Source organism: Bradyrhizobium sp. 23AC, from assembly GCF_054863025.1.
The window spans coordinates 1-19214 of record NZ_JAVAYN010000016.1; the positions used below are offsets into that span (position 1 = coordinate 1).

Here is a 19214-nt window from a genome sequence, read left to right on the forward strand (position 1 = left end):
GAAACCGCTGTGACCGCGCCGTGTCGTATCGCGTCGCCTGAGGACTCACGGTTGCCCGCCCTGTCATCATGCTGAGCCGCGCCGGCGCTACCGCGTCCACCGCCACCCGGCCCGCATCTCGTGACGATCGCGAAGCGCCCCTTTGGTAAGGCCGGGATGAGGCGTCTATGTCACAAATCCGAAATTCGGGAAAGTGGAATATTTTTGCCGGAGGGGCTTGACCGGGTGTTTTGCCCGACGCCTCGCGGGCGTGACCCTGGGACGCATTGCGTTATCCCAATGCCGGGAGCCGTTTTATCGGGAAGACTTGTTTGATGAGTTTGGCCGATACAACTAAAGTTCTGTCCCACGATCGGAGGATGACCTGCATGAGCAGACCTGTGAAGACTGAAAGCGAACTGATCGCCATGGCCAAGGCCGAGTTGAAGGTTCATGCCGACTGTCCCGATGGAATGACAATTTCGATCCTCCGCGACGGTCAATCCTGGGAGTTTCGAGCCAGCGCAGACCGGGCCACCTCGGATCGGCCCGGCTACCCTGAATGCGTCGCCATGCTTGTCCAGATCGGCGATCACCTCTGCAAGCAGTACGACGTGGAGGGTTAGGCGCACCTCGGCCACACACGCGTGGCGATAGCCGAGGACAATCCGTCCGAAAGCCGGATTGCCAGCTGCCCGTGCAGGTCAACCAGATGAGGCACAGTGACCCATTTTTGAGATCGCTGCGGCAAACTGTCCATTTTCCTATTGACCACGAAATTGCTGACGGTAAAGGTGCCGTGCTTCACGCGCGGCCGAGATCCGAACATGTCTCGGCGAAAACCGACAACAAGAACGGGCGGAAGCATCAGGAGGGTGAACTAGCTCCCGCGCAGACGTGGACGGTCGCTGACACAGCGCCATGGTCCTGCTCGTTCGGGGGGTAGCACTCAGCGAGCGGGGAAAAGGCATCGATGCGCCCATTGTTGGCGGTGAGTACAGCTATCGACTGGCTGAACGAAAAGGTCGGCAACGTCTGCAATATTCTGGTGCTCGCGGCCTGCGTGGTCAGCGCTGCAAATGCGATGATCCGGTATGCCTTCAGCTACAGCTCCAACAGCTGGCTCGAGACGCAGTGGTATATGTTCGCCGTCGTCGTGATGTTCGGCTCGTCCTATACCTTCAAGCGCAACGAGCATGTGCGCGTCGAAATCCTCTACCTCATGCTGTCCGAACGCGGCCAGCTGTGGCTCGATCTGATCGGGACATTGGTTTTCCTCGTCCCGGCGTGCCTGCTCCTCAGCTACCTCTCATGGGCGATGTTCTACAACTCGTTCATCATCGGCGAAATGTCCAACAATGCCGGCGGCCTTCTCCGGTGGCCGATCAAGTTCGTCCTGCCGGCGGGATTCTTCATGCTGGCTTTGCAAGGCGTCTCGGAGGCCATCAAACGCATTGCGGCCTTGCGTGGTGAAGTCACGATCGATGCGAAATACGAGCGGCCGACCCAATGATCACGATTGAAATGATGCCGCCGCTGATGTTCGGCGGGCTGGTCCTGGCCATGCTGATCGGATTTCCGGTCGCCTTCACGCTGGCCGCACTCGGGCTTTCGTTCGGATTTCTCGCGATCCACGAAGGATTTTTCGGGTTCAGTTTCCTCCAGGCGATCCCGGAGCGCATCTACGGCAGCGTTCTCGCCAACGAGCTGTTGCTGGCCATTCCGTTCTTCACGTTCATGGGCTCGATCCTCGAACGATGCGGCCTCGCAGAGGATATGCTGGATTCAATGGGGCAGTTGTTCGGCCCCGTTCGCGGCGGTCTCGGCTATTCCGTGATCATCGTCGGCTTCATCCTCGGTGCCATCACGGGCACCGTGGCGGCGCAGGTCATCGCGATGGCGCTGATCTCGATGCCGGTGATGATCCGCTACGGCTACAACATGCGCTACATCACCGGCGTGCTCGCGGCTTCCGGCACCATTACCCAGCTGGTGCCTCCCTCGCTGGTTCTGATCGTGCTCGCGGACCAGCTCGGGAAGTCGGTCGGCGATATGTATCTGGGCGCCTGGGGCCCATCGATCCTCCAGATCGCACTCTTCGCCGGCTACACGTTTGCGCTGAGCGTGATCAAGCCGGGCCACGTTCCGGCCGTGCCCAAGGAAGCAAGGACGCTCACGGGCTGGGCGCTCTGGCGCAAATGCCTTTTGGGCATCATCCCGTCCGCCGTTCTGATCTTCGTGGTGCTCGGCACGATGATGCTTGGCCTTGCCACCCCGACCGAGGCAGGCGCGATGGGCGCCGTCGGCGCGATCGTCCTCGCCGTCATCCATCACAAGGGTTTCAGCTCGGCCGGGCACAAGATATTGCTCGTCGGCGTTGCGGCCGCCGGTGTCGGTACCATCATCGGGATCTATTTCACGCCGAATCTGGTGTTCAAGATCGCCTTCGCGATTGCCTATCTGGCCGTCGCCTGGGTCTGCATCGAGGCGATCAGGATTCCGGACCTGCGCTTGCTGGTCAAGCAGGGCTACGAGACCACGATGCGCATCACCTGCATGGTGACGTTCATCCTGATCGGATCGACCTGCTTCTCGATCGTCTTTCTCGGTTGCAACGGTGGTGTCTGGCTGGAGCACATGCTGACATCGCTGCCGGGCGGGGTCTGGGGATTCCTGATCTTCATGAACCTGTTCATCTTCTTCATCGCCTTCTTCCTCGACTTCTTCGAGATCGCCTTCATCATCATCCCGATGATCGCGCCGATCGCGCAGAAGCTGCTCACCCCTGTGGTGGGGGCGGATGCCGCCTTGATCTGGTTCGGTGTCATGCTCTGCGTCAACATGCAGACCTCCTTCCTGCATCCTCCCTTCGGCTTTGCCTTGTTCTACCTGCGAGGCGTGGCGCCGAAGGAGGTCAAGAGTTCGGACATCTATTGGGGCGCGATGCCCTGGATTGGCCTGCAGGCGATCATGGTTGCGGTCGTCATCGCATTTCCGATCACGGTCACCGGGCTGCTGGACGCGCCCATCAAGGTGGATCTGGACAAGATCAAGATCGAAATTCCCGACATCGAGCTACCGCCGCCGGTGCTTGATTTCGGCCAGCCGAAGAATTGAGGAAAGATCTCTGCCCGGAGATTGATCCGAAAATATTGGAGGGCGCAGGTCATCGGCGAACGCTGCCCTTGCACAGGGAAGCCGCGGATCTCGATTGCGGCGTCGCAACTGATCAGCAGGCTGGCGGAGTAGACGGTCGCCTCGCGCTGTGGCTAAGTCCAGGCCCAGAGTAGCGAAAGGGGAGCCCGATGCCGTATTTCCCATCTGGACAAGACCGAGACTTCCGCATCTGCAAGGTGCTTGCCGACCTGTTTTGCGCAATCTTGCTCGGGACCTTTTCCATCGTCTTCTTCGGCTGGGTCGGCGGCATTGTCGCGTTCGTTATCCTCGAAGCGTGCCTGATCGGGCTCGATTGGCTGATCCCGAGCGCGGACGACGCGGCTGGCGTTGTTCGCTAAGGGCAGCTCAATGGCCGAATCTCTCCCGCGACGGAATGGCCTCGCGATGAAGCGTAGCGCCACCGTCACGGTCCTTCTCCTGCTCGCATTCGCTCAGAGCGGGCCGTAGGGCGGATTAGCCGAAGGCGTAATCCGCCATCTTGTCTTGATGGGGCAGCTTCAATGCCAAACTATCGCCGTGCATTTGTTCCGGGTGGTTGCTGGTTCTTCACGGTCAATCTTCTCGACCGCAAGCAGAGGCTGCTCGTCGAGCACATCGCAGCGCTGCGCGCGGCTGTTGCAGCGACGCGTCGGGACTGTGCTTTCGCGATCGATGCGTTTGTCGTTCTTCCGGACCACCTTCATGCAGTCTGGACGCTTCCGGACGGCGATGCCGATTTTTCCATGCGGTGGAGATTGATCAAGACGCGCTTCGCGAAGACCTTGCCGAAGACGGAGCCTTTGACCGCGGTACAGATCGCAGGACGGGAGCGTGGCATATGGCAGAACCGATTCTGGGAGCACCTCATCCGCGACGAAACCGACTACGCACGCCATGTCGAGTATTGTTACATCAATCCCGTGAAGCATGGTTATGTGACCCGCGTGTTGGACTGGCCGCATTCGTCGTTCCACCGAGATGTCGAGGCGGGCCTGTTTCCTGAGGATTGGGCAGGAGATAGCAGCACGGACGGTGACTTTGGCGAACGTGCGTGAGCGTCACCAGCAGTCGGCGGATTACGCCTTCGGCTAATCCGCCCTACGAGGACTGGCGCCATGCACTCAAGTTGCATTCCAAATTTCGGGCGGAGTAACCAATCAGTAGGAATTGCTCCGCCCTGATTTTTGCGGCTCTGATTTGTTCTTTGAGAACAAAGTGGAGTCGGATGCGGAACGAAAGCGGATGGCTCGAAGGCGCCTCACATCGTCCGCTCCATCCGTCGCGCGCGATAGGCCTGCGGTGACATCAAGGTGAGCTTGCGGAACGCCTTGCGAAAGCTGCTCTCGTCCTCATAGCCGGTCGTGCGCGCTATCGCCTTGATCGGCTGCGTCGTCGTCTCCAGCAGCGTGCGCGCGTGCTCGACGCGGCGGCGCATGATGAAGGCCTGCGGCGGCTCGTGCGTGAGCTCCCGAAATTTCCGGTTCAGCGTGCGCTCGCTCAGACCGAGTGCGCCGGCAAGGCGCTTGACCGTCATCGCGCTCTTGCCCGTGCGGCGAACCAGGAGATCGGCCCGGGTCAGCAGCGGGTCCTGCGAGAGCAGATAGCCGACCGGCATGAAGATCGATTGAGTGCGCTGCGCGGTATCGATGACGGCGTAGTCCGCGCATAATCTTGCGGTCTCCTTGCCCTCGACCATCTCGATCAGCCTGAGCAGGAGGTCGACCCATGACATCGGGCCGGCTGCGCAGACGATGCGGTCCGCGACGGTGACGACGGCATCCGGGGCAAGGTCGATGCAGGGATGACGCTGCCGCAGCTCGCCCTGCAGCCACCAGGTGATGGTGGCGCGGCGGTTGTCGAGCAGACCGGCGCCTGCCAGCAGGAACACGCCGCTGCAGAACGCGCCAATCAGGCGGCCGTTCGCGTGCTGCTGCCGGAGCCAGGCGCCGGCGCGGTCATATTGCGGCTGCAGGCGCTCGGCGGTGACATGATCGACGAGATTGCCGGGGACGAGGATCGCGTCGAAGCGAGTGCGTTGCCCGATCCCGCCATCGACCGCGACCATCCGGCCGCCGCCGGCGCACACGGGCTTGCCGTCGAGCGAAAGCGTCTGCCAGCTGAAGTCGGATTTTGCGCCGCTCTGCTGCATGACGTGATTGGCGAGCGACAGGATGTCGGCGACGCCGGCGATCGCCGAATGCATGCAGCCTTCCAGTGCCAGAATTGCGAGCTTCATGGGACCCCCCGGCGTTGATGCCGCGATCCTATCCGATCGGGTCCGCGGGCGCGTGGCGGAAATTGCCTGATCTCTGTCTTATCCGCCACTGCCTTGCGGAGCGTGTCCGGTCCAATCTGCCGCCGTCGTTACCCGACATGATTGGAGAGAGACATGCCTTACGTCACCATTTCCACCGTCCGCGGCATTCTGGATGCCGCGCAGAAGAAGACGCTGCTCGAACGCGTCACCGACCTCCTGGTCGAGGTCGAAGGGCAGGGCAGCCCGGATTTCCGCCGCAACGTCTGGGTCAGGATCGAGGAGCAGGAGCCCTCGCACTGGTCGCTCGGCGGCATGCAGCCGACAGCTGAGATCATCGCGAGCACGTTCGGCGCGATCGGCACGGACGGGGTGCGGATCGCGCGGCGCTAGCAGCACGGAATGCGTGGGCGGATCAGCTCAAGGCATGGTCCGCCCGCCACCGCCCCTTGCTCAACCGATCTACGGGGCGGTTTCCATTGCATCGCACAATCAGGACAGGGGCCTGCACCAGCACACGGCTGCATTGAGGTTCGAGAGGCGAACACCATATGCTCTGCAAGGGAGCCCTGCCGTGCAGACCATGAAGGCGGCCCTCGTTGCGGCGATTGGCGTCGTTGCTTTGATCTGCTGCCTCCTTCCCAGCTCAGCGGAGGAGAACAGCCGCCTTGCACTGATTGTGTCGATCGAAGGGGCCATTGGCCCTGCGTCGGCCAGTTATGTGAAGGAGGCCTTGGCCAAGGCAAGCGAACGGCGCGCCGAGGTCGTGCTTCTGAGAATCAACACGCCCGGCGGTCTCAATTCCAGCATGCGCGAGATCATTGCGGATGTGCTGGCCTCGCCCGTGCCTGTCGTCGGCTACGTCGCTCCCTCCGGCGCCCACGCGGCGAGCGCGGGGACCTATATCCTTTATGCGACCCACATCGCGGCGATGGCGCCGGGCACCAATATCGGTGCGGCAACGCCGGTGCAGATTGGCGGACCGCTGCCGGGGCTGCCGAGCGGTACACCGGACAAGGGCGGCAAGGACAAGAAGGACGGGGACCAGCAGAGCGAGCCCAAGGATCAGTTCAAGGATGCGATGACGGCAAAGGTGACCAATGACGCGGTTGCCTTCATCCGCAGCCTTGCGGAGCTGCGTGGCCGCAATGCGGACTGGGCGGAGAAGGCGGTCCGTGAGGCCGCCACTCTCTCTGCCAACGGCGCGCTGCAGTCCCATGCCATCGAACTCGTCGCGCGCGATCAGGCTGAGTTGCTGAGGCAGCTCGATGGCCGCGAGGTCGAGGTTGCAGGCGGCAAGATGCAACGTCTCGCGACCAAGGATGCGGTCGTCGAGGCCATCGACCCCGGATGGATATCCCGCTTCCTGGCGGTCATCACCGATCCAAATGTGGCGTTCATTCTCCTGATGGTCGGCATCTACGGCCTGATCTTCGAATTCATGTCTCCCGGAGCCGTCGCTCCCGGCGTGGTCGGCGCGATCTGCCTGCTGATCGGTCTCTATGCGCTCAATTTGCTGCCGATCAACTATGCCGGCCTTGCCCTGATGCTGGTCGGCATCGTGCTTCTCACCGTCGAAGCCTTCAATCCGACCGTGGTGATCGGTCTCGGGGGGATCATCGCTTTTGTGCTGGGAGCGCTGATGCTCTTCAGGGGCGAGGCGCCCGGCTACCACCTGTCGTGGTGGGTGATCGGCATCACGGCGGCCGTGTTCGCCGGCTTTGCTCTGGTCGTGCTTGGTTCGCTTCGGCGTGCCGCCCGGGCTCCGGAACGGGTCGGCGCGCAGGCGATGCGAGGCTTGCCCGCCGAGGTTCTCGACTGGAGTGGGAGCGAAGGTCACGTCTTCGCCCATGGCGAACGCTGGCAGGCGCGTGGCGCCGAAACGTTCAAGCCCGGAGAGACGGTCGAAGTTGCGAACGTCGTCGACCTGACGCTGCTGATACGGCGCGCACCGGCCAGGACCGGTGAGGGAGGTACATCATGATGCTGGAATATCTGACTTATGCGGCGCTTCTGCTGCTTGTCATCATGTTTCTATCCCAGGCTATTCGAATCCTGCGCGAATACGAGCGTGGCGTCATCTTCACGCTCGGCCGTTTTACCGGCGTGAAGGGCCCGGGCCTCATCATCCTCATTCCGGTCGTGCAGCAACTCGTGAAGGTCGACCTCCGGGTGATGGTGCAGGTCGTGCCGCCGCAGGACGTGATTTCGCGGGACAACGTGTCCGTCAAGGTCAACGCCGTTCTGTACTTCCGCATCGTCGACCCCGAACGTGCCATCATCAAGGTCGGCGATTACATGGCCGCCACCAGCCAGCTCGCGCAGACCACGTTGCGCTCGGTGCTCGGCAAGCACGAGCTCGACGAGATGCTGGCCGAGCGCGACAGGTTGAACGCCGATATCCAGGAGATCCTCGACAAGCAGACCGACGTCTGGGGCATCAAGGTGACCGGCATCGAGATCAAGGACGTCGATATCAACGAAACCATGGTGCGCGCGATTGCCAAACAGGCCGAGGCGGAACGGTTGCGGCGCGCCAAGGTGATCAATGCAATGGGCGAGCAGCAGGCTGCCGAAAAGCTCGTCGAGGCCGGCCGGATTCTCGCGCAGGAGCCTCAGGCGATGCAGCTGCGTTACTTCGCGGCCCTGCACGATATCGCGGGCGAACGGTCATCGACCGTGGTCTTTCCGCTGCCGACGGGCTTGCTCGACCATTTTATGCCGCGGCGGGACAATCCTTAGCCATAAGCATTGGGAGGACCATCTTCGGCCTCAATGGGCGCGTCGAATATCGATCCCAACTTGAACGGGAGGAGAATTCGATGACGAAGCATGTCGCCAGATCCGCAATCCACCACCGAAATCGGCCGTCGATCCTTGCCGTTCCGCTGATCGCCCTCGCACTTTGGTCGTGGGGGATCGTCGCGGCGCAGGCCGCGGAATCGGGCAAGGACGCGATGGCTGCCGGCCTGCCGCGCATTCTCGTGCTTGCGACCGGCGGCACCATCGCAGGCCAGGCCGACGCGCGTGCGACCGGCGCCTACAAATCCGGCCAGATCACGGGCGAGCAGCTGATGCAATCGGTGCCGGGCCTGGACAAGCTCGCGAAGCTGAACGCCGAGCAGATCTCGTCGATCGGATCCCAGGACATGAACGACAAGGTCTGGTTTGCGCTGGCCCGTCGTATCCAGGAGGCCTTCGACAAGAACGAGGCCGATGCGGTCGTCATCACCCATGGCACCGATACGCTGGAGGAGACCGCGTTCTTTCTCGACAACGTGGTGCGCGGCGACAAGCCGGTGGTGATCGTCGGCTCGATGCGACCCGCGACGGCCGTCAGCGCCGACGGCCCCGGCAATCTCTACGAGGCGGTGCAGGTGGCGGCAGACCCGCGCTCGCGTGGGCGCGGCGTGATGGCGGTGCTGAACGACAAGATTCAGGGCGCGCGCTCGGTCACCAAGACCAACACCACCAGCATCGAGACGTTCAGCTCGGCCAATGACGGGCCGGTCGGCTATGTCGACACCGCCGGCGGCATTCGCTTCATGGCGCAGGCTCAAAGTCTCAAGCGCGCGACCTATCAGCTTCCGGCCGGCGAGCAATTGCCGCGCGTTGCGATCGTGTACTCGCACGCCAACATGGACGCCGTTCCGATCGAGGATGCCATTGCGCACGGCGCCAAGGGCATCGTGCTGGCCGGCGTCGGCGACGGCAACACCTCGAAGGCGGCGCTCGATGCGCTCGAAGCGGCGGCGAAGAAGGGCGTCATCGTGGTTCGCTCGACGCGGGTTCGATCGGGCTTCGTGACGCGGAACGTCGAGGTCGACGACGACAAGAACGGGTTCGTCGTGTCCGAGGACCTCAATCCGCAGAAGGCGCGGGTGCTCACGCAATTGCTGATCGCGGGTGGCGTGACGGGGGCGGCCGAGTTGCAGAAGGCTTTTACGGCGACCTGGTAGCGGGCCGAGCAGGATGGGTAGAGCGCAGCGAAACCCATCGATTTTCCACGCGGCGAGATGATGGGTTTCGCAAGGGCTCTACCCATCCTACGCCTCAAAAACAAAAAGGCGCCCCGGAGGGCGCCTTTCGCGTTTCGTGTCTTTCCGGGCCGTTTAGCCCGAATAGTACATCTCGAACTCGACCGGGTGCGGGGTCATTTCGAAGCGGGCGACTTCGGTCATCTTCAGCTCGATATAGGCGTCGATGAAGTCGTCGTCGAACACGCCGCCGGCCTTGAGGAAGCCGCGGTCCTTGTCGAGGTTTTCCAGCGCCTCGCGGAGCGAGCCGCACACCGTCGGGATCTGCTTCAGCTCTTCCTTCGGCAGGTCGTAGAGGTCCTTGTCCATCGCCGGACCCGGATCGATCTTGTTCTTGATGCCGTCGAGGCCGGCCATCAGCATCGCGGCGAAGCCGAGATACGGGTTGGCCATCGGATCGGGGAAGCGCACCTCGACGCGCTTGGCCTTCGGCGAAGCGGTGTAGGGGATACGGCACGAGGCCGAGCGGTTGCGCGCGGAGTAGGCGAGCAGCACGGGGGCCTCATAGCCCGGGACCAGACGCTTGTAGGAGTTGGTCGACGGATTGGTGAAGGCGTTGATCGCCTTGGCGTGCTTGATGATGCCGCCGATGTAATGCAGGCAGGTCTCCGAGAGGTCGGCGTATTTGTTGCCGGCGAACACCGGCTTGCCGTCCTTCCAGATCGACTGGTGCACGTGCATGCCCGAGCCGTTGTCGCCGAAGATCGGCTTCGGCATGAAGGTGGCGGTCTTGCCGTAGATGTGCGCGACCTGGTGGATGCAGTACTTGTAGATCTGCATGTGGTCGGCCATCAGCGTCAGCGTGTCGAACTTCATGCCGAGCTCGTGCTGGGCGGAAGCGACCTCGTGGTGATGCTTCTCGACCTTGACGCCCATCTTGGCCATGGCGCCCAGCATCTCCGAGCGCATGTCCTGCACCGAGTCCTGCGGCGGGACCGGGAAGTAGCCGCCCTTGGTGCGGATGCGGTGGCCGAGATTGCCGCCTTCATATTCGGTGTCGGAATTGGTCGGCAGCTCGGAGGAGTCGAGCCGGAAACCGGTCTTGTAGGGCTCGGCCGAATAGCGCACGTCGTCGAACACGAAGAACTCGGCCTCGGGGCCGACGAACACGCTGTCGCCCACGCCCATCGACTTCACCATGGCTTCCGCTTTCTTGGCGATGCCGCGGGGGTCGCGGTTGTAGGGCTCGCCGGTGGTCGGCTCGAGCACGTCGCAGGTGATGACCATGGTGGTCTCGGCGAAGAACGGGTCGATCGTCGCGGTGACCGGATCGGGCATCAGGCACATGTCGGACTCGTTGATCGCCTTCCAGCCGGCGATCGAGGAGCCGTCGAACATCGTTCCTTCGGCGAAGATGTCATCGTCGATCATGCTGACGTCGAACGTCACATGCTGCCACTTGCCGCGCGGATCGGTGAAGCGCAGGTCGACGTACTTGACGTCGTTGTCCTTGATCGATTTCAGGACGTCTTTGGCGGTCTTCATGCATACCCCTTTTGGCTCTGCGGGTCGGTTTCCAGATGAGCAAAATTATTCTCGCTCGGGCGAGTTTTGCGCGACCGCACAAACGAAATCAGGCCGCCGAAGCAGCCTTCTTTCTAGTCGGAGTGTCGCAAAATTCGGGATAGCACCCGGCTCAGATAGCGTCCAGCCCGGATTCGCCGGTTCGGATGCGGATCGCCTCTTCGATGTTGGAGACGAAGATCTTACCATCGCCAATGCGACCGGTTTGCGCGGCGCGGCGGATCGCGTCGATGGCGCGCTCGACCAGATCGTCGCCGATCACGATCTCGATCTTCACCTTGGGCAGGAAGTCGACGATGTATTCTGCGCCGCGGTAGAGCTCGGCGTGCCCCTTCTGCCGGCCAAAGCCCTTGGCTTCGGTGACGGTGATGCCCTGAAGGCCGACTTCCTGAAGCGCTTCCTTCACCTCGTCGAGCTTGAATGGCTTGATGATGGCTTCGATTTTCTTCACTGCGCGACTCCCGGCCTTTCGATCAAATAGCAACGTCTTCGTCAGGATGCGCTTTTCTTAACGCACGATCTTGTCTTCGCTATGCCGGGATCCCTGACCAGTCCGGCAACAACGGCCGGCCACACTCTGATAAATGCCAGTGAGCACGACGAACCGAAGCGGCTTCCTCGAAAGCAGGGTCTATGCCAAGTTGCAAATGCCCTGATTATTGGAGCGTTATCAGCCTTTTAACGAGCATCCCTGAGTAGTGGTGCCGACCTGCACAAAATACCGAAGACTACGAAATAGGCAAACGGTTCAATATGTGTGCAGATCGACGTTCCCCAGGGTGGGGCGGCACGGAACGTGCCTGTTGAAAAGGCGTTTGGACCAGGGAAGTGGCATGGAAGTTCTGACCACCGCTGAAATGCAGCGCGCCGACCAGCTCACCATCGCGGCCGGCACGCCCGGTTTCAAGTTGATGCTGAGCGCGGGCCAGGCGGTCACCGAGGCCGCCCAGGCGCTGGTGGAGGAGGGGCCAATCCTGATCGTGGCCGGCCCCGGCAACAATGGCGGTGACGGTTTTGTCGCAGCCGCCGAGCTCGCCGCGCAGGGGCGGGAGGTCTCGGTCATCCTGATGTGCGAGCGCGACCAGCTCCAGGGCGACGCGGCCTCCGCCGCGCGGGGCTGGAAGCACCCGGTGCTCCCGTTCAATCCACAGGCGATCGGACGGCCGGCGCTGATCATCGATGCGCTGTTCGGCGCAGGCCTCAGCCGTCCCGTCGATGGCGAGGCGCGCGCGATGATCGAGGCGATCAACGCCAACGGCGCCGCGGTGCTCGCGGTCGACCTGCCGAGCGGCATCAACGGCACCAGCGCGGCGGTGATGGGCGCGGCGGTGAACGCCACCGAGACCGTCACCTTCTTCCGCAAGAAGCCGGCGCATCTCTTGCTGCCCGGCCGGATGCATTGCGGCCGCGTGCGTGTCGCCGACATCGGCATCGACGCGCAGGTGCTCGACGAGATCGCGCCGCAGACGTTCGAGGACGATCCGGATGTCTGGGGCGCCGCTTTTCCGGTGCCGCGTATCGACGGCCACAAATACGCGCGGGGGCATGTGCTGGCGGTCTCCGGCGATGCGGCGGCGACCGGCGCTGCGCGGCTCGCCGCGCGCGGGGCGCTGCGCGCCGGGGCGGGCCTTGTGACGCTGGCGAGCCCGCGCGATGCGCTCGCGGTCAATGCGGCCGCGCTCACGGCGGTCATGGTTCGCCCCGTCGACACCGTCGTCGAGTTCGGCGAGCTGCTCGGCGACAAGCGCTACAACACCTGCATGATCGGCCCCGGCGCGGGCATCGGAGAGCACACCTGCGATCTCGTTCACACCGCGCTCAGTGCGCAGCGTCATCTGGTGCTCGATGCCGATGCGCTGACGAGCTTTGCCGCAACCCCCGAGCGCCTGTTCGAATCGATCAAGTCATCAAAGGACAATGCGGTGGTGCTGACCCCGCACGAGGGCGAGTTTCCGCGTCTGTTCTCCGATCTCAGCAACAAATTTCCGGGCCGCTCCAAGCTGGAGCGCGTGCGCGATGCCGCCGAGCGCTCCGGCGCCGTCGTGCTCCTGAAGGGCCCGGACACCACCATCGCCGCCCCCGACGGCCGCGCCATCATCGCCGCCAACGCGCCGCCCTGGCTCGCCACCGCCGGCGCCGGCGACGTGCTCGCCGGCATCATCGCAGGGCTGCTGGCCCAAGGCGTGCCGGCGTTCGAGGCCGCCAGCATCGGCGTGTGGATGCATGGCGAGGCGGGACGCGAAGCCGGGCCGGGCCTGATCGCGGAGGATCTCACCGAGACGCTGCCGGCCGTGCACCGGCGGATCTATGATGCGCTGGGGGTGGAGTACTGAGCTGCGCTCTACCCATCCTACAAAAACTCACTCCACCCCATACCAGCGCACCAGCCGCGGGGCGGCCCAGTCGGTCGCGACGGATTCGATCAGCCATTGTCCGGATGCGGTCGCCGCGAAGGCGATGCGCTGGGTCTGGCCGGGCTCGATCGCGAGCGTGTCGAGCCAGTACGGCTTCCAGCCGTCGTCGAGCTTGTCGAGCAGGCGGAAGTGGTGGCCGTGGAGGTGGAAGACGGTCGCGACCGTGCCGGGGTTCTTGAGGGCCAGCACGACGGTGCGGCCGGGCTTGGCGCGGAAGGCCGGGGCGGAGGATCTGGAGAAGTCGGCACACCGTGCCCATCCAGCGTCGGCTGCGCCGAGCGCGACATCGAACCGCAGGGCGCCTCGGAGATCGAGCTTGTCGGGCAGGTCGTTGGAAGGGAGCGGCTGCGGCGGCAACAGCGGCGCGCGGCGCTCCAGCCTGCCGGAGACCGCAAGCGAGCCGATCTGGTACGCCTCCTTGCCGTCATGGAGCAGAATTGGGGCCGAGCTGGCCGCATCCACAATGGCATCGGCACGCCCGCCCGGGGCCAGGACCAGAGCGCCGTTGCGCGCCGGGAACGGTTCGGCTGGTTGTCCGTCCAGGGCCATCACCCGGACGCCAGGGTTTTCCAATTTGATCGCCAGAACAGTGCGTTGGGAGCCGTTGATAAAGCGCAGCCGCAAACGCTCACCAGCTGCAGCTGAGAGTTCAAATGAAGTCTGTCCGTTAAGCGTATAGAGCGGCGTCGCGTCCTTTGCGGCACGTCCCGGGGGGAGTGCGGTGCCGTCCGGCCGCAGCCGCCACTCCTCGATCAGCAGGACCTCGTCGCGATCGACCGCGCCAGCGTTTGCCTCCTGCGCGATGACCGGAAGCGGGCGCGCGGGCTGCGTGAGGACGTCCTCGAAGAGGCGGAAGTCGGCCAGCAGGGTTCCCGCGCTTGGTACTGAAATAATTGAGGTTTCGGTCGCGCCCGGCGGAGCGGGCGCGCGCCCGCGCAGCGGGTCGGCCGCGGCCGGGCCATTGAGGCCGTACCAGGCTGGGGCAAGTGGGACAGGCAGGTCGTTGCGAAACACCACCTCGCAGCGGTCGCCTCGCTTGAGACGGACGTTTCCGATGTGGCTTACGGCGGCCAGCTCCCAGATTGGTGTAGCTGGCTGACCCGGCCTGAGAGCCAGGGTTTGCGGCCTTGCCTGAAGGGAAAGCTGGGCGGTCAGGGCCGGCGCGGCACCGCTGGCGACCAGCCCGGCCGCCGAGGCTCCAAGCCCGGTGCCAAGCCCGGCGGCGAGGCCGGCCAAAAGCTCGCGTCGGGTCGGGTCGAAGAACCGCGTTTTCATGGGCCGATCCGGACCACGCCACGCTGGATAAGTCCAGCCATCGTGCCTACGTAGAGCCTGCCTCCATCGGGCCATTTTTTTGCTGCGAACAGTCAGGCACATGTTATAAGCCCGGCCGCCCGCGGCATCGCGGCCGGTCTAGATGCAAATTTAAGCGGGCGTGGCGGAACTGGTAGACGCGCTGGATTTAGGTTCCAGTGACGAAAGTTGTGGGGGTTCGAGTCCCTCCGCCCGCACCAAGCGCTTATCGCGTTTGCACGGATTACGAGACCTGCTTTCGCGCGGATGTTGGTCCGCCGGGAGCCGGTTTGATGAAGCACCGGCGTTGAGGCGTTTGCCTCGCGCCGGATCGATTGATGACAGCGTCCCGACGCATGCGCGCCGGGACCGAACGGGAAGAAGATTGGACGCCATGCAGGTCACAGAAACCCTCTCGGAAGGTTTGAAGCACGAGTTCAAGATCAGCGTTCCCGCGTCTGATCTCGACGCCAAGGCCGGCGCCAAGCTCGTCGACCTCAAGGACAAGGTCCGCATCAACGGCTTCCGTCCCGGCAAGGTGCCGGTCACTCACCTGAAGAAGGTCTACGGCCGCTCGGTGATGGCCGAGACCATCGACCAGACCATCCGCGACACCAACACGCAGCTGTTCTCCGAGCGCGGCTTCCGCCTTGCGACCGAGCCGAAGATCACCATGCCGAGCGAGCAGGCCGAGGTCGAAGAGCTCCTGAGCGGCAAGACCGATCTGACCTACACGGTCGCGATCGAGGTGGTGCCGGCGATCGCGCTCGCCGACTTCAAAACCTTCCAGGTCGAGAAGCCCGTGGCCGACGTCACCGATTCCGACGTCGACGAGGCGATCAAGCGCATCGCCGATACCAACCGCGGCTATGCCGCGAAGGCGGAGGGCGCCAAGGCCGAGTCCGGCGACCGCGTCACCATCAACTTCAAGGGCTCCATCAACGGCGAAGTCTTCGAGGGCGGCACCGGCGAAGGCATCCAGGTCGTGATCGGCTCCAACACCTTCATCCCCGGCTTCGAGGAGCAGCTGATCGGTATCGGCGCCGGCGAGACCCGCACGCTGAAAGTGTCGTTCCCGAAGAACTACATGAACGACAAGCTCGCCGGCCAGCCGGCCGAGTTCGAGACCACCGCGACCTCGATCGAGGCGCCGCAGGACATCGCGATCGACGACGAGTTCGCCAAGACGCTTGGCCTCGAATCGCTGGACAAGCTCAAGGAAGCCGCGCGCGAGCGTCTGAACGTCGAATTCGCCGGCGCGACGCGCCAGCGCGTCAAGCGCGCGCTGCTCGACCGCCTCGACGAAGCCCATCGCTTCGAGGCGCCGCCCTCGCTGGTCGACGAGGAGTTCAGTCTGATGTGGAACTCGGTCAAGGCCGAGATGGACTCCGCCGGCAAGACCTTTGCCGACGAGGACACCACTGAGGACGCCGCCAAGGAAGAGTACCGCAAGATCGCCGACCGCCGCGTGCGGCTCGGTCTCGTGCTCTCCGAGATCGGCGAGAAGAACAAGATCACCGTGACCGACGACGAGGTCGGCCGCGCCGTGATCGAGCGCGCCCGCTCGATGCCCGGCCGCGAGAAGGAAGTCTGGGACTATTACCGCAGCAACGCCCAGGCGTTGGCCCAGCTCCGTGCACCGATCTATGAGGACAAGGTCGTCGACTTCATCCTCGAGCTCGCCAACGTGACCGAGAAGAAGGTCTCGCGCGAGGACCTCTACAAGGACGACGAAGCCGAAAAGACCGCTGCCTGAGGCCCGTTCCGATGCCATCGGAATGGGGCTCTGAGGCAGCCATCCATTAAGGATGATCAGCGAAGAGGCCCAGCTAGCCAGATGGCCGGCTGGGCCTCTTTGTGCGAATCAGCTTCAACTGCCCGACGGATTAAGCCTTAATGCGCTCCGCACTTGTCAGAAGCGAATTGGGCTATATCTGTCGGTACGCCTTTCTATCTCTACCAAGTTCCTGCATCACAGGACGTCCGTCGGCCTTCAGCAGATCCAGCCCAAACTGGCAGTCAAGACTGGCGATGTCCGCCTCTTAAAAACCCTAGGTGACTCATGCGCGATCCGGTTGAAACCTACATGAACCTCGTGCCCATGGTGGTCGAGCAGACGAACCGTGGCGAGCGCGCCTACGACATCTTCTCGCGCCTCTTGAAGGAGCGCATCATCTTCCTGACCGGCCCGGTCGAGGACGGCATGTCGACGCTGGTCGTCGCACAGTTGTTGTTCCTCGAGGCGGAAAATCCGAAGAAGGAAATCTCGATGTACATCAACTCGCCGGGCGGCGTGGTGACGTCGGGCCTTGCGATCTACGACACCATGCAGTTCATCCGCCCGCCGGTCTCGACGCTGTGCACGGGGCAGGCGGCCTCGATGGGCTCGCTGCTGCTCGCCGCCGGCGAGAAGGACATGCGCTTCTCGCTGCCGAACGCGCGCATCATGGTGCATCAACCCTCCGGCGGCTTCCAGGGCCAGGCCACCGACATCATGCTGCACGCGCAGGAAATCCTGAACCTGAAGAAGCGGCTCAACGAGATCTACGTCAAGCACACCGGCCAGACTTACAAGTCGATCGAGGACGCGCTGGAGCGCGACAAGTTCCTGACCGCGAACGACGCCAAGGAGTTTGGCCTGGTCGACAGGGTCATCGACAAGCGCGCCGAGGAACCGGCGGCGGCGAAGACCCCGTAGCACTACTGGGGCTGCGGCGATCCCTTGTTAGGCCCTTGGGTAGCTCCTTGGGATCGCCTGCTACCATCAATCAGGTGGCGTTCACGCTATGGACGCGTGCGCGCGTCGCAAAACGGTGTTTTGCGCCCTGCGACAAGCAGAAGGTTCCGCTTTCGTGCTTGTTTTTCGTGGCAATCCAGCAACGCCGGGGTGATTTCGATCACTTCGCCCGTGCCAAGACCGGAAATCACGGTATTGTCACGGGTAGCCGGCGAGCCCCGATTAGCGAATTCTTGATAGTCGGGTGACAGCATGGTTGGCTACGAATGATCGGCTATGATCGCGGAGAATCGAGTGACCGTGATTCGCACGGGATGTAACGCGTAGGGTCTTTTTTGGTACGGAATTTGCTCTACTTAAGCTTCATGCCGACCATCGTGTCGGAATGGAGCGATCGAGCGGAACGGGATCGAACCGCGGACGGAGACATGAATGAGTAAGGTCGGCACGAGCGACTCCAAGAACACGCTATATTGCTCGTTCTGCGGCAAGAGCCAGCACGAAGTCCGCAAACTGATCGCGGGTCCCACGGTCTTCATCTGCGACGAGTGCGTCGAGCTCTGCATGGACATCATCCGCGAGGAAAACAAATCCTCGCTGGTCAAGTCGCGCGACGGCATTCCGACGCCGAAGGAAATCTGCAAGGTCCTGGACGACTACGTGATCGGCCAGAGCCATGCGAAGAAGGTCCTGTCGGTCGCGGTGCACAATCACTACAAGCGCCTCAACCACCAGACCAAGCACAACGACGTCGAGCTCGCGAAGTCGAACATCCTGCTGATCGGTCCCACCGGCTCGGGCAAGACGCTGCTCGCGCAGACGCTCGCCCGCATCCTGGACGTGCCGTTCACCATGGCCGATGCGACGACGCTGACCGAGGCCGGCTATGTCGGCGAGGACGTCGAGAACATCATCCTGAAGCTGCTCCAGGCCGCCGACTACAACGTCGAGCGCGCCCAGCGCGGCATCGTCTACATCGACGAAATCGACAAGATCAGCCGCAAGTCCGACAACCCCTCGATCACGCGCGACGTGTCGGGTGAGGGCGTGCAGCAGGCGCTGCTCAAGATCATGGAAGGCACGGTGGCTTCGGTCCCGCCGCAGGGCGGCCGCAAGCATCCGCAGCAGGAGTTCCTGCAGGTGGACACCACCAACATCCTGTTCATCTGCGGCGGCGCCTTCGCCGGCCTCGAGAAGATCATCTCGGCGCGCGGACGGTCGACCTCGATCGGCTTCGCGGCCCAGGTGATGGCGCCGGAAGACCGCCGGACCGGCGAGATCTTCCGTCACGTCGAGCCTGAGGACCTCCTGAAGTACGGCCTCATCCCCGAGTTCGTCGGCCGTCTGCCGGTCGTGGCGACGCTCGAGGACCTCGATGAGACCTCGCTGAAGAAGATCCTCACCGAGCCGAAGAACGCGCTGGTGAAACAGTACCAGCGGCTGTTCGAGATGGAGAACATCGAACTGACCTTCGCCGACGAGGCGCTTGGCGCGGTCGCCCGCAAGGCGATCGAGCGCAAGACCGGCGCGCGCGGGCTGCGTTCGATCCTCGAGGCGATCCTGCTCGAGACCATGTTCGATCTGCCGGGCCTGGAAGGTGTGGAAGAGGTCGTGATTTCGCGCGAAGTCGTGGAAGGAACGGCGCGTCCGCTCTACATCTACGCCGATCGGTCCGATCGCGCCGTCGAGAACGCCAGCGCCTGATCTTTCGGCGCTGGAACGCTCCAATTGTATCCTCAAAGTGGGCTGCGGAAGTGTATCTCCGCAGCCGATGTTGCGTCGCTTACCGCGTTGCGTAAGCGCCTGATGGCGCGCGTTTT

18 protein-coding genes and 1 tRNA gene are annotated in these 19214 nt (G+C 63.2%); 14 read left to right on the plus strand and 5 right to left on the minus strand.

The features are described from left to right. Positions 1–368: 368 nt before the first annotated feature. From RAD10_RS29305 to RAD10_RS29325, 5 genes are all read left to right on the plus strand, one after another. Positions 369–605 carry a hypothetical protein gene (locus RAD10_RS29305; protein WP_461620233.1) on the plus strand — a complete coding sequence of 79 codons (237 nt, stop codon included), beginning with the start codon at positions 369–371 and terminating at the stop codon, positions 603–605. Positions 606–952: 347 nt separating this feature from the next. Beyond that, entirely contained in the window at positions 953–1492 is a 540-nt protein-coding gene (locus RAD10_RS29310) for a TRAP transporter small permease subunit (protein WP_461620234.1), read from the plus strand. Continuing rightward, positions 1489–3096 (plus strand): TRAP transporter large permease, encoded by a 1608-nt coding sequence (locus RAD10_RS29315; RefSeq protein WP_461620235.1) that lies wholly within the window; start codon positions 1489–1491, stop codon positions 3094–3096. Before RAD10_RS29310 ends, RAD10_RS29315 begins: the two co-directional genes overlap by 4 nt. Positions 3097–3332: 236 nt before the next feature. Next, on the plus strand, positions 3333–3494 hold the full coding sequence (locus RAD10_RS29320; protein WP_461620236.1) for a hypothetical protein: 162 nt from the start codon (positions 3333–3335) through the stop codon (positions 3492–3494). A gap of 162 nt (positions 3495–3656) precedes the next feature. Then, entirely contained in the window at positions 3657–4190 is a 534-nt protein-coding gene (locus RAD10_RS29325) for an REP-associated tyrosine transposase (RefSeq protein ID WP_461620237.1), read from the plus strand. Between the two features lie 203 nt (positions 4191–4393). On the opposite strand, the gene RAD10_RS29330 is transcribed toward RAD10_RS29325, so the two are convergent. After that, the gene (locus RAD10_RS29330; RefSeq protein ID WP_091965266.1) at positions 4394–5371 is read right to left on the minus strand and encodes a GlxA family transcriptional regulator; all 978 of its coding nucleotides are present in this window, start codon (positions 5369–5371) and stop codon (positions 4394–4396) included. A gap of 153 nt (positions 5372–5524) precedes the next feature. On the opposite strand from RAD10_RS29330, the gene RAD10_RS29335 reads away from it, so the two are divergent. From RAD10_RS29335 to RAD10_RS29350, 4 genes are all read left to right on the plus strand, one after another. Further along, the gene (locus RAD10_RS29335; RefSeq protein ID WP_461620238.1) at positions 5525–5782 is read left to right on the plus strand and encodes a tautomerase family protein; all 258 of its coding nucleotides are present in this window, start codon (positions 5525–5527) and stop codon (positions 5780–5782) included. A 181-nt stretch (positions 5783–5963) separates the two neighbouring features. After that, entirely contained in the window at positions 5964–7373 is a 1410-nt protein-coding gene (locus tag RAD10_RS29340; protein WP_461620239.1) for an NfeD family protein, read from the plus strand. Beyond that, positions 7370–8131: a slipin family protein gene (locus RAD10_RS29345; protein WP_018320108.1), complete on the plus strand. Its 762-nt coding sequence runs from the start codon at positions 7370–7372 to the stop codon at positions 8129–8131. The genes RAD10_RS29340 and RAD10_RS29345 overlap by 4 nt, the downstream gene beginning before the upstream one ends. An 80-nt stretch (positions 8132–8211) precedes the next feature. Continuing rightward, entirely contained in the window at positions 8212–9348 is a 1137-nt protein-coding gene (locus tag RAD10_RS29350; protein WP_461620240.1) for an asparaginase, read from the plus strand. 153 nt (positions 9349–9501) lie between these two features. Here RAD10_RS29350 and glnA read toward each other — a convergent pair whose 3' ends face one another. Together glnA and RAD10_RS29360 are read right to left on the minus strand one after the other, a co-directional pair. Next, the gene (glnA, locus tag RAD10_RS29355) at positions 9502–10911 is read right to left on the minus strand and encodes a type I glutamate--ammonia ligase (protein WP_018320110.1); all 1410 of its coding nucleotides are present in this window, start codon (positions 10909–10911) and stop codon (positions 9502–9504) included. 151 nt (positions 10912–11062) lie between these two features. Beyond that, the gene (locus RAD10_RS29360; protein WP_007603495.1) at positions 11063–11401 is read right to left on the minus strand and encodes a P-II family nitrogen regulator; all 339 of its coding nucleotides are present in this window, start codon (positions 11399–11401) and stop codon (positions 11063–11065) included. Between the two features lie 382 nt (positions 11402–11783). Here RAD10_RS29360 and RAD10_RS29365 point away from each other — a divergent pair, with 382 nt between their 5' ends. After that, positions 11784–13283, plus strand: a complete 1500-nt coding sequence (locus tag RAD10_RS29365; protein WP_461620241.1) for an NAD(P)H-hydrate dehydratase — start codon at positions 11784–11786, stop codon at positions 13281–13283. 27 nt (positions 13284–13310) lie between these two features. Here RAD10_RS29365 and RAD10_RS29370 read toward each other — a convergent pair whose 3' ends face one another. Next, on the minus strand, positions 13311–14639 hold the full coding sequence (locus tag RAD10_RS29370; RefSeq protein WP_461620242.1) for a multicopper oxidase family protein: 1329 nt from the start codon (positions 14637–14639) through the stop codon (positions 13311–13313). Positions 14640–14793: 154 nt separating this feature from the next. Between RAD10_RS29370 and RAD10_RS29375 the strand changes: the two genes are divergently transcribed. The 3 genes from RAD10_RS29375 to RAD10_RS29385 all read left to right on the plus strand — a co-directional run bounded on the left by RAD10_RS29375 (position 14794) and on the right by RAD10_RS29385 (position 17355). Then, a tRNA-Leu gene (locus tag RAD10_RS29375) sits at positions 14794–14878 on the plus strand. 173 nt (positions 14879–15051) lie between these two features. After that, on the plus strand, positions 15052–16413 hold the full coding sequence (gene tig, locus RAD10_RS29380; protein WP_461620243.1) for a trigger factor: 1362 nt from the start codon (positions 15052–15054) through the stop codon (positions 16411–16413). Positions 16414–16719: 306 nt separating this feature from the next. Then, positions 16720–17355, plus strand: a complete 636-nt coding sequence (locus RAD10_RS29385) for an ATP-dependent Clp protease proteolytic subunit (RefSeq protein WP_091965273.1) — start codon at positions 16720–16722, stop codon at positions 17353–17355. Between the two features lie 86 nt (positions 17356–17441). On the opposite strand, the gene RAD10_RS29390 is transcribed toward RAD10_RS29385, so the two are convergent. Beyond that, on the minus strand, positions 17442–17648 hold the full coding sequence (locus RAD10_RS29390; RefSeq protein WP_129590989.1) for a hypothetical protein: 207 nt from the start codon (positions 17646–17648) through the stop codon (positions 17442–17444). A gap of 178 nt (positions 17649–17826) precedes the next feature. Here RAD10_RS29390 and clpX point away from each other — a divergent pair, with 178 nt between their 5' ends. After that, complete coding sequence (clpX, locus tag RAD10_RS29395; protein ID WP_018320118.1) at positions 17827–19098, plus strand: ATP-dependent Clp protease ATP-binding subunit ClpX; 1272 nt, start codon at positions 17827–17829, stop codon at positions 19096–19098. The last annotated feature ends 116 nt before the right edge of the window (positions 19099–19214 follow it).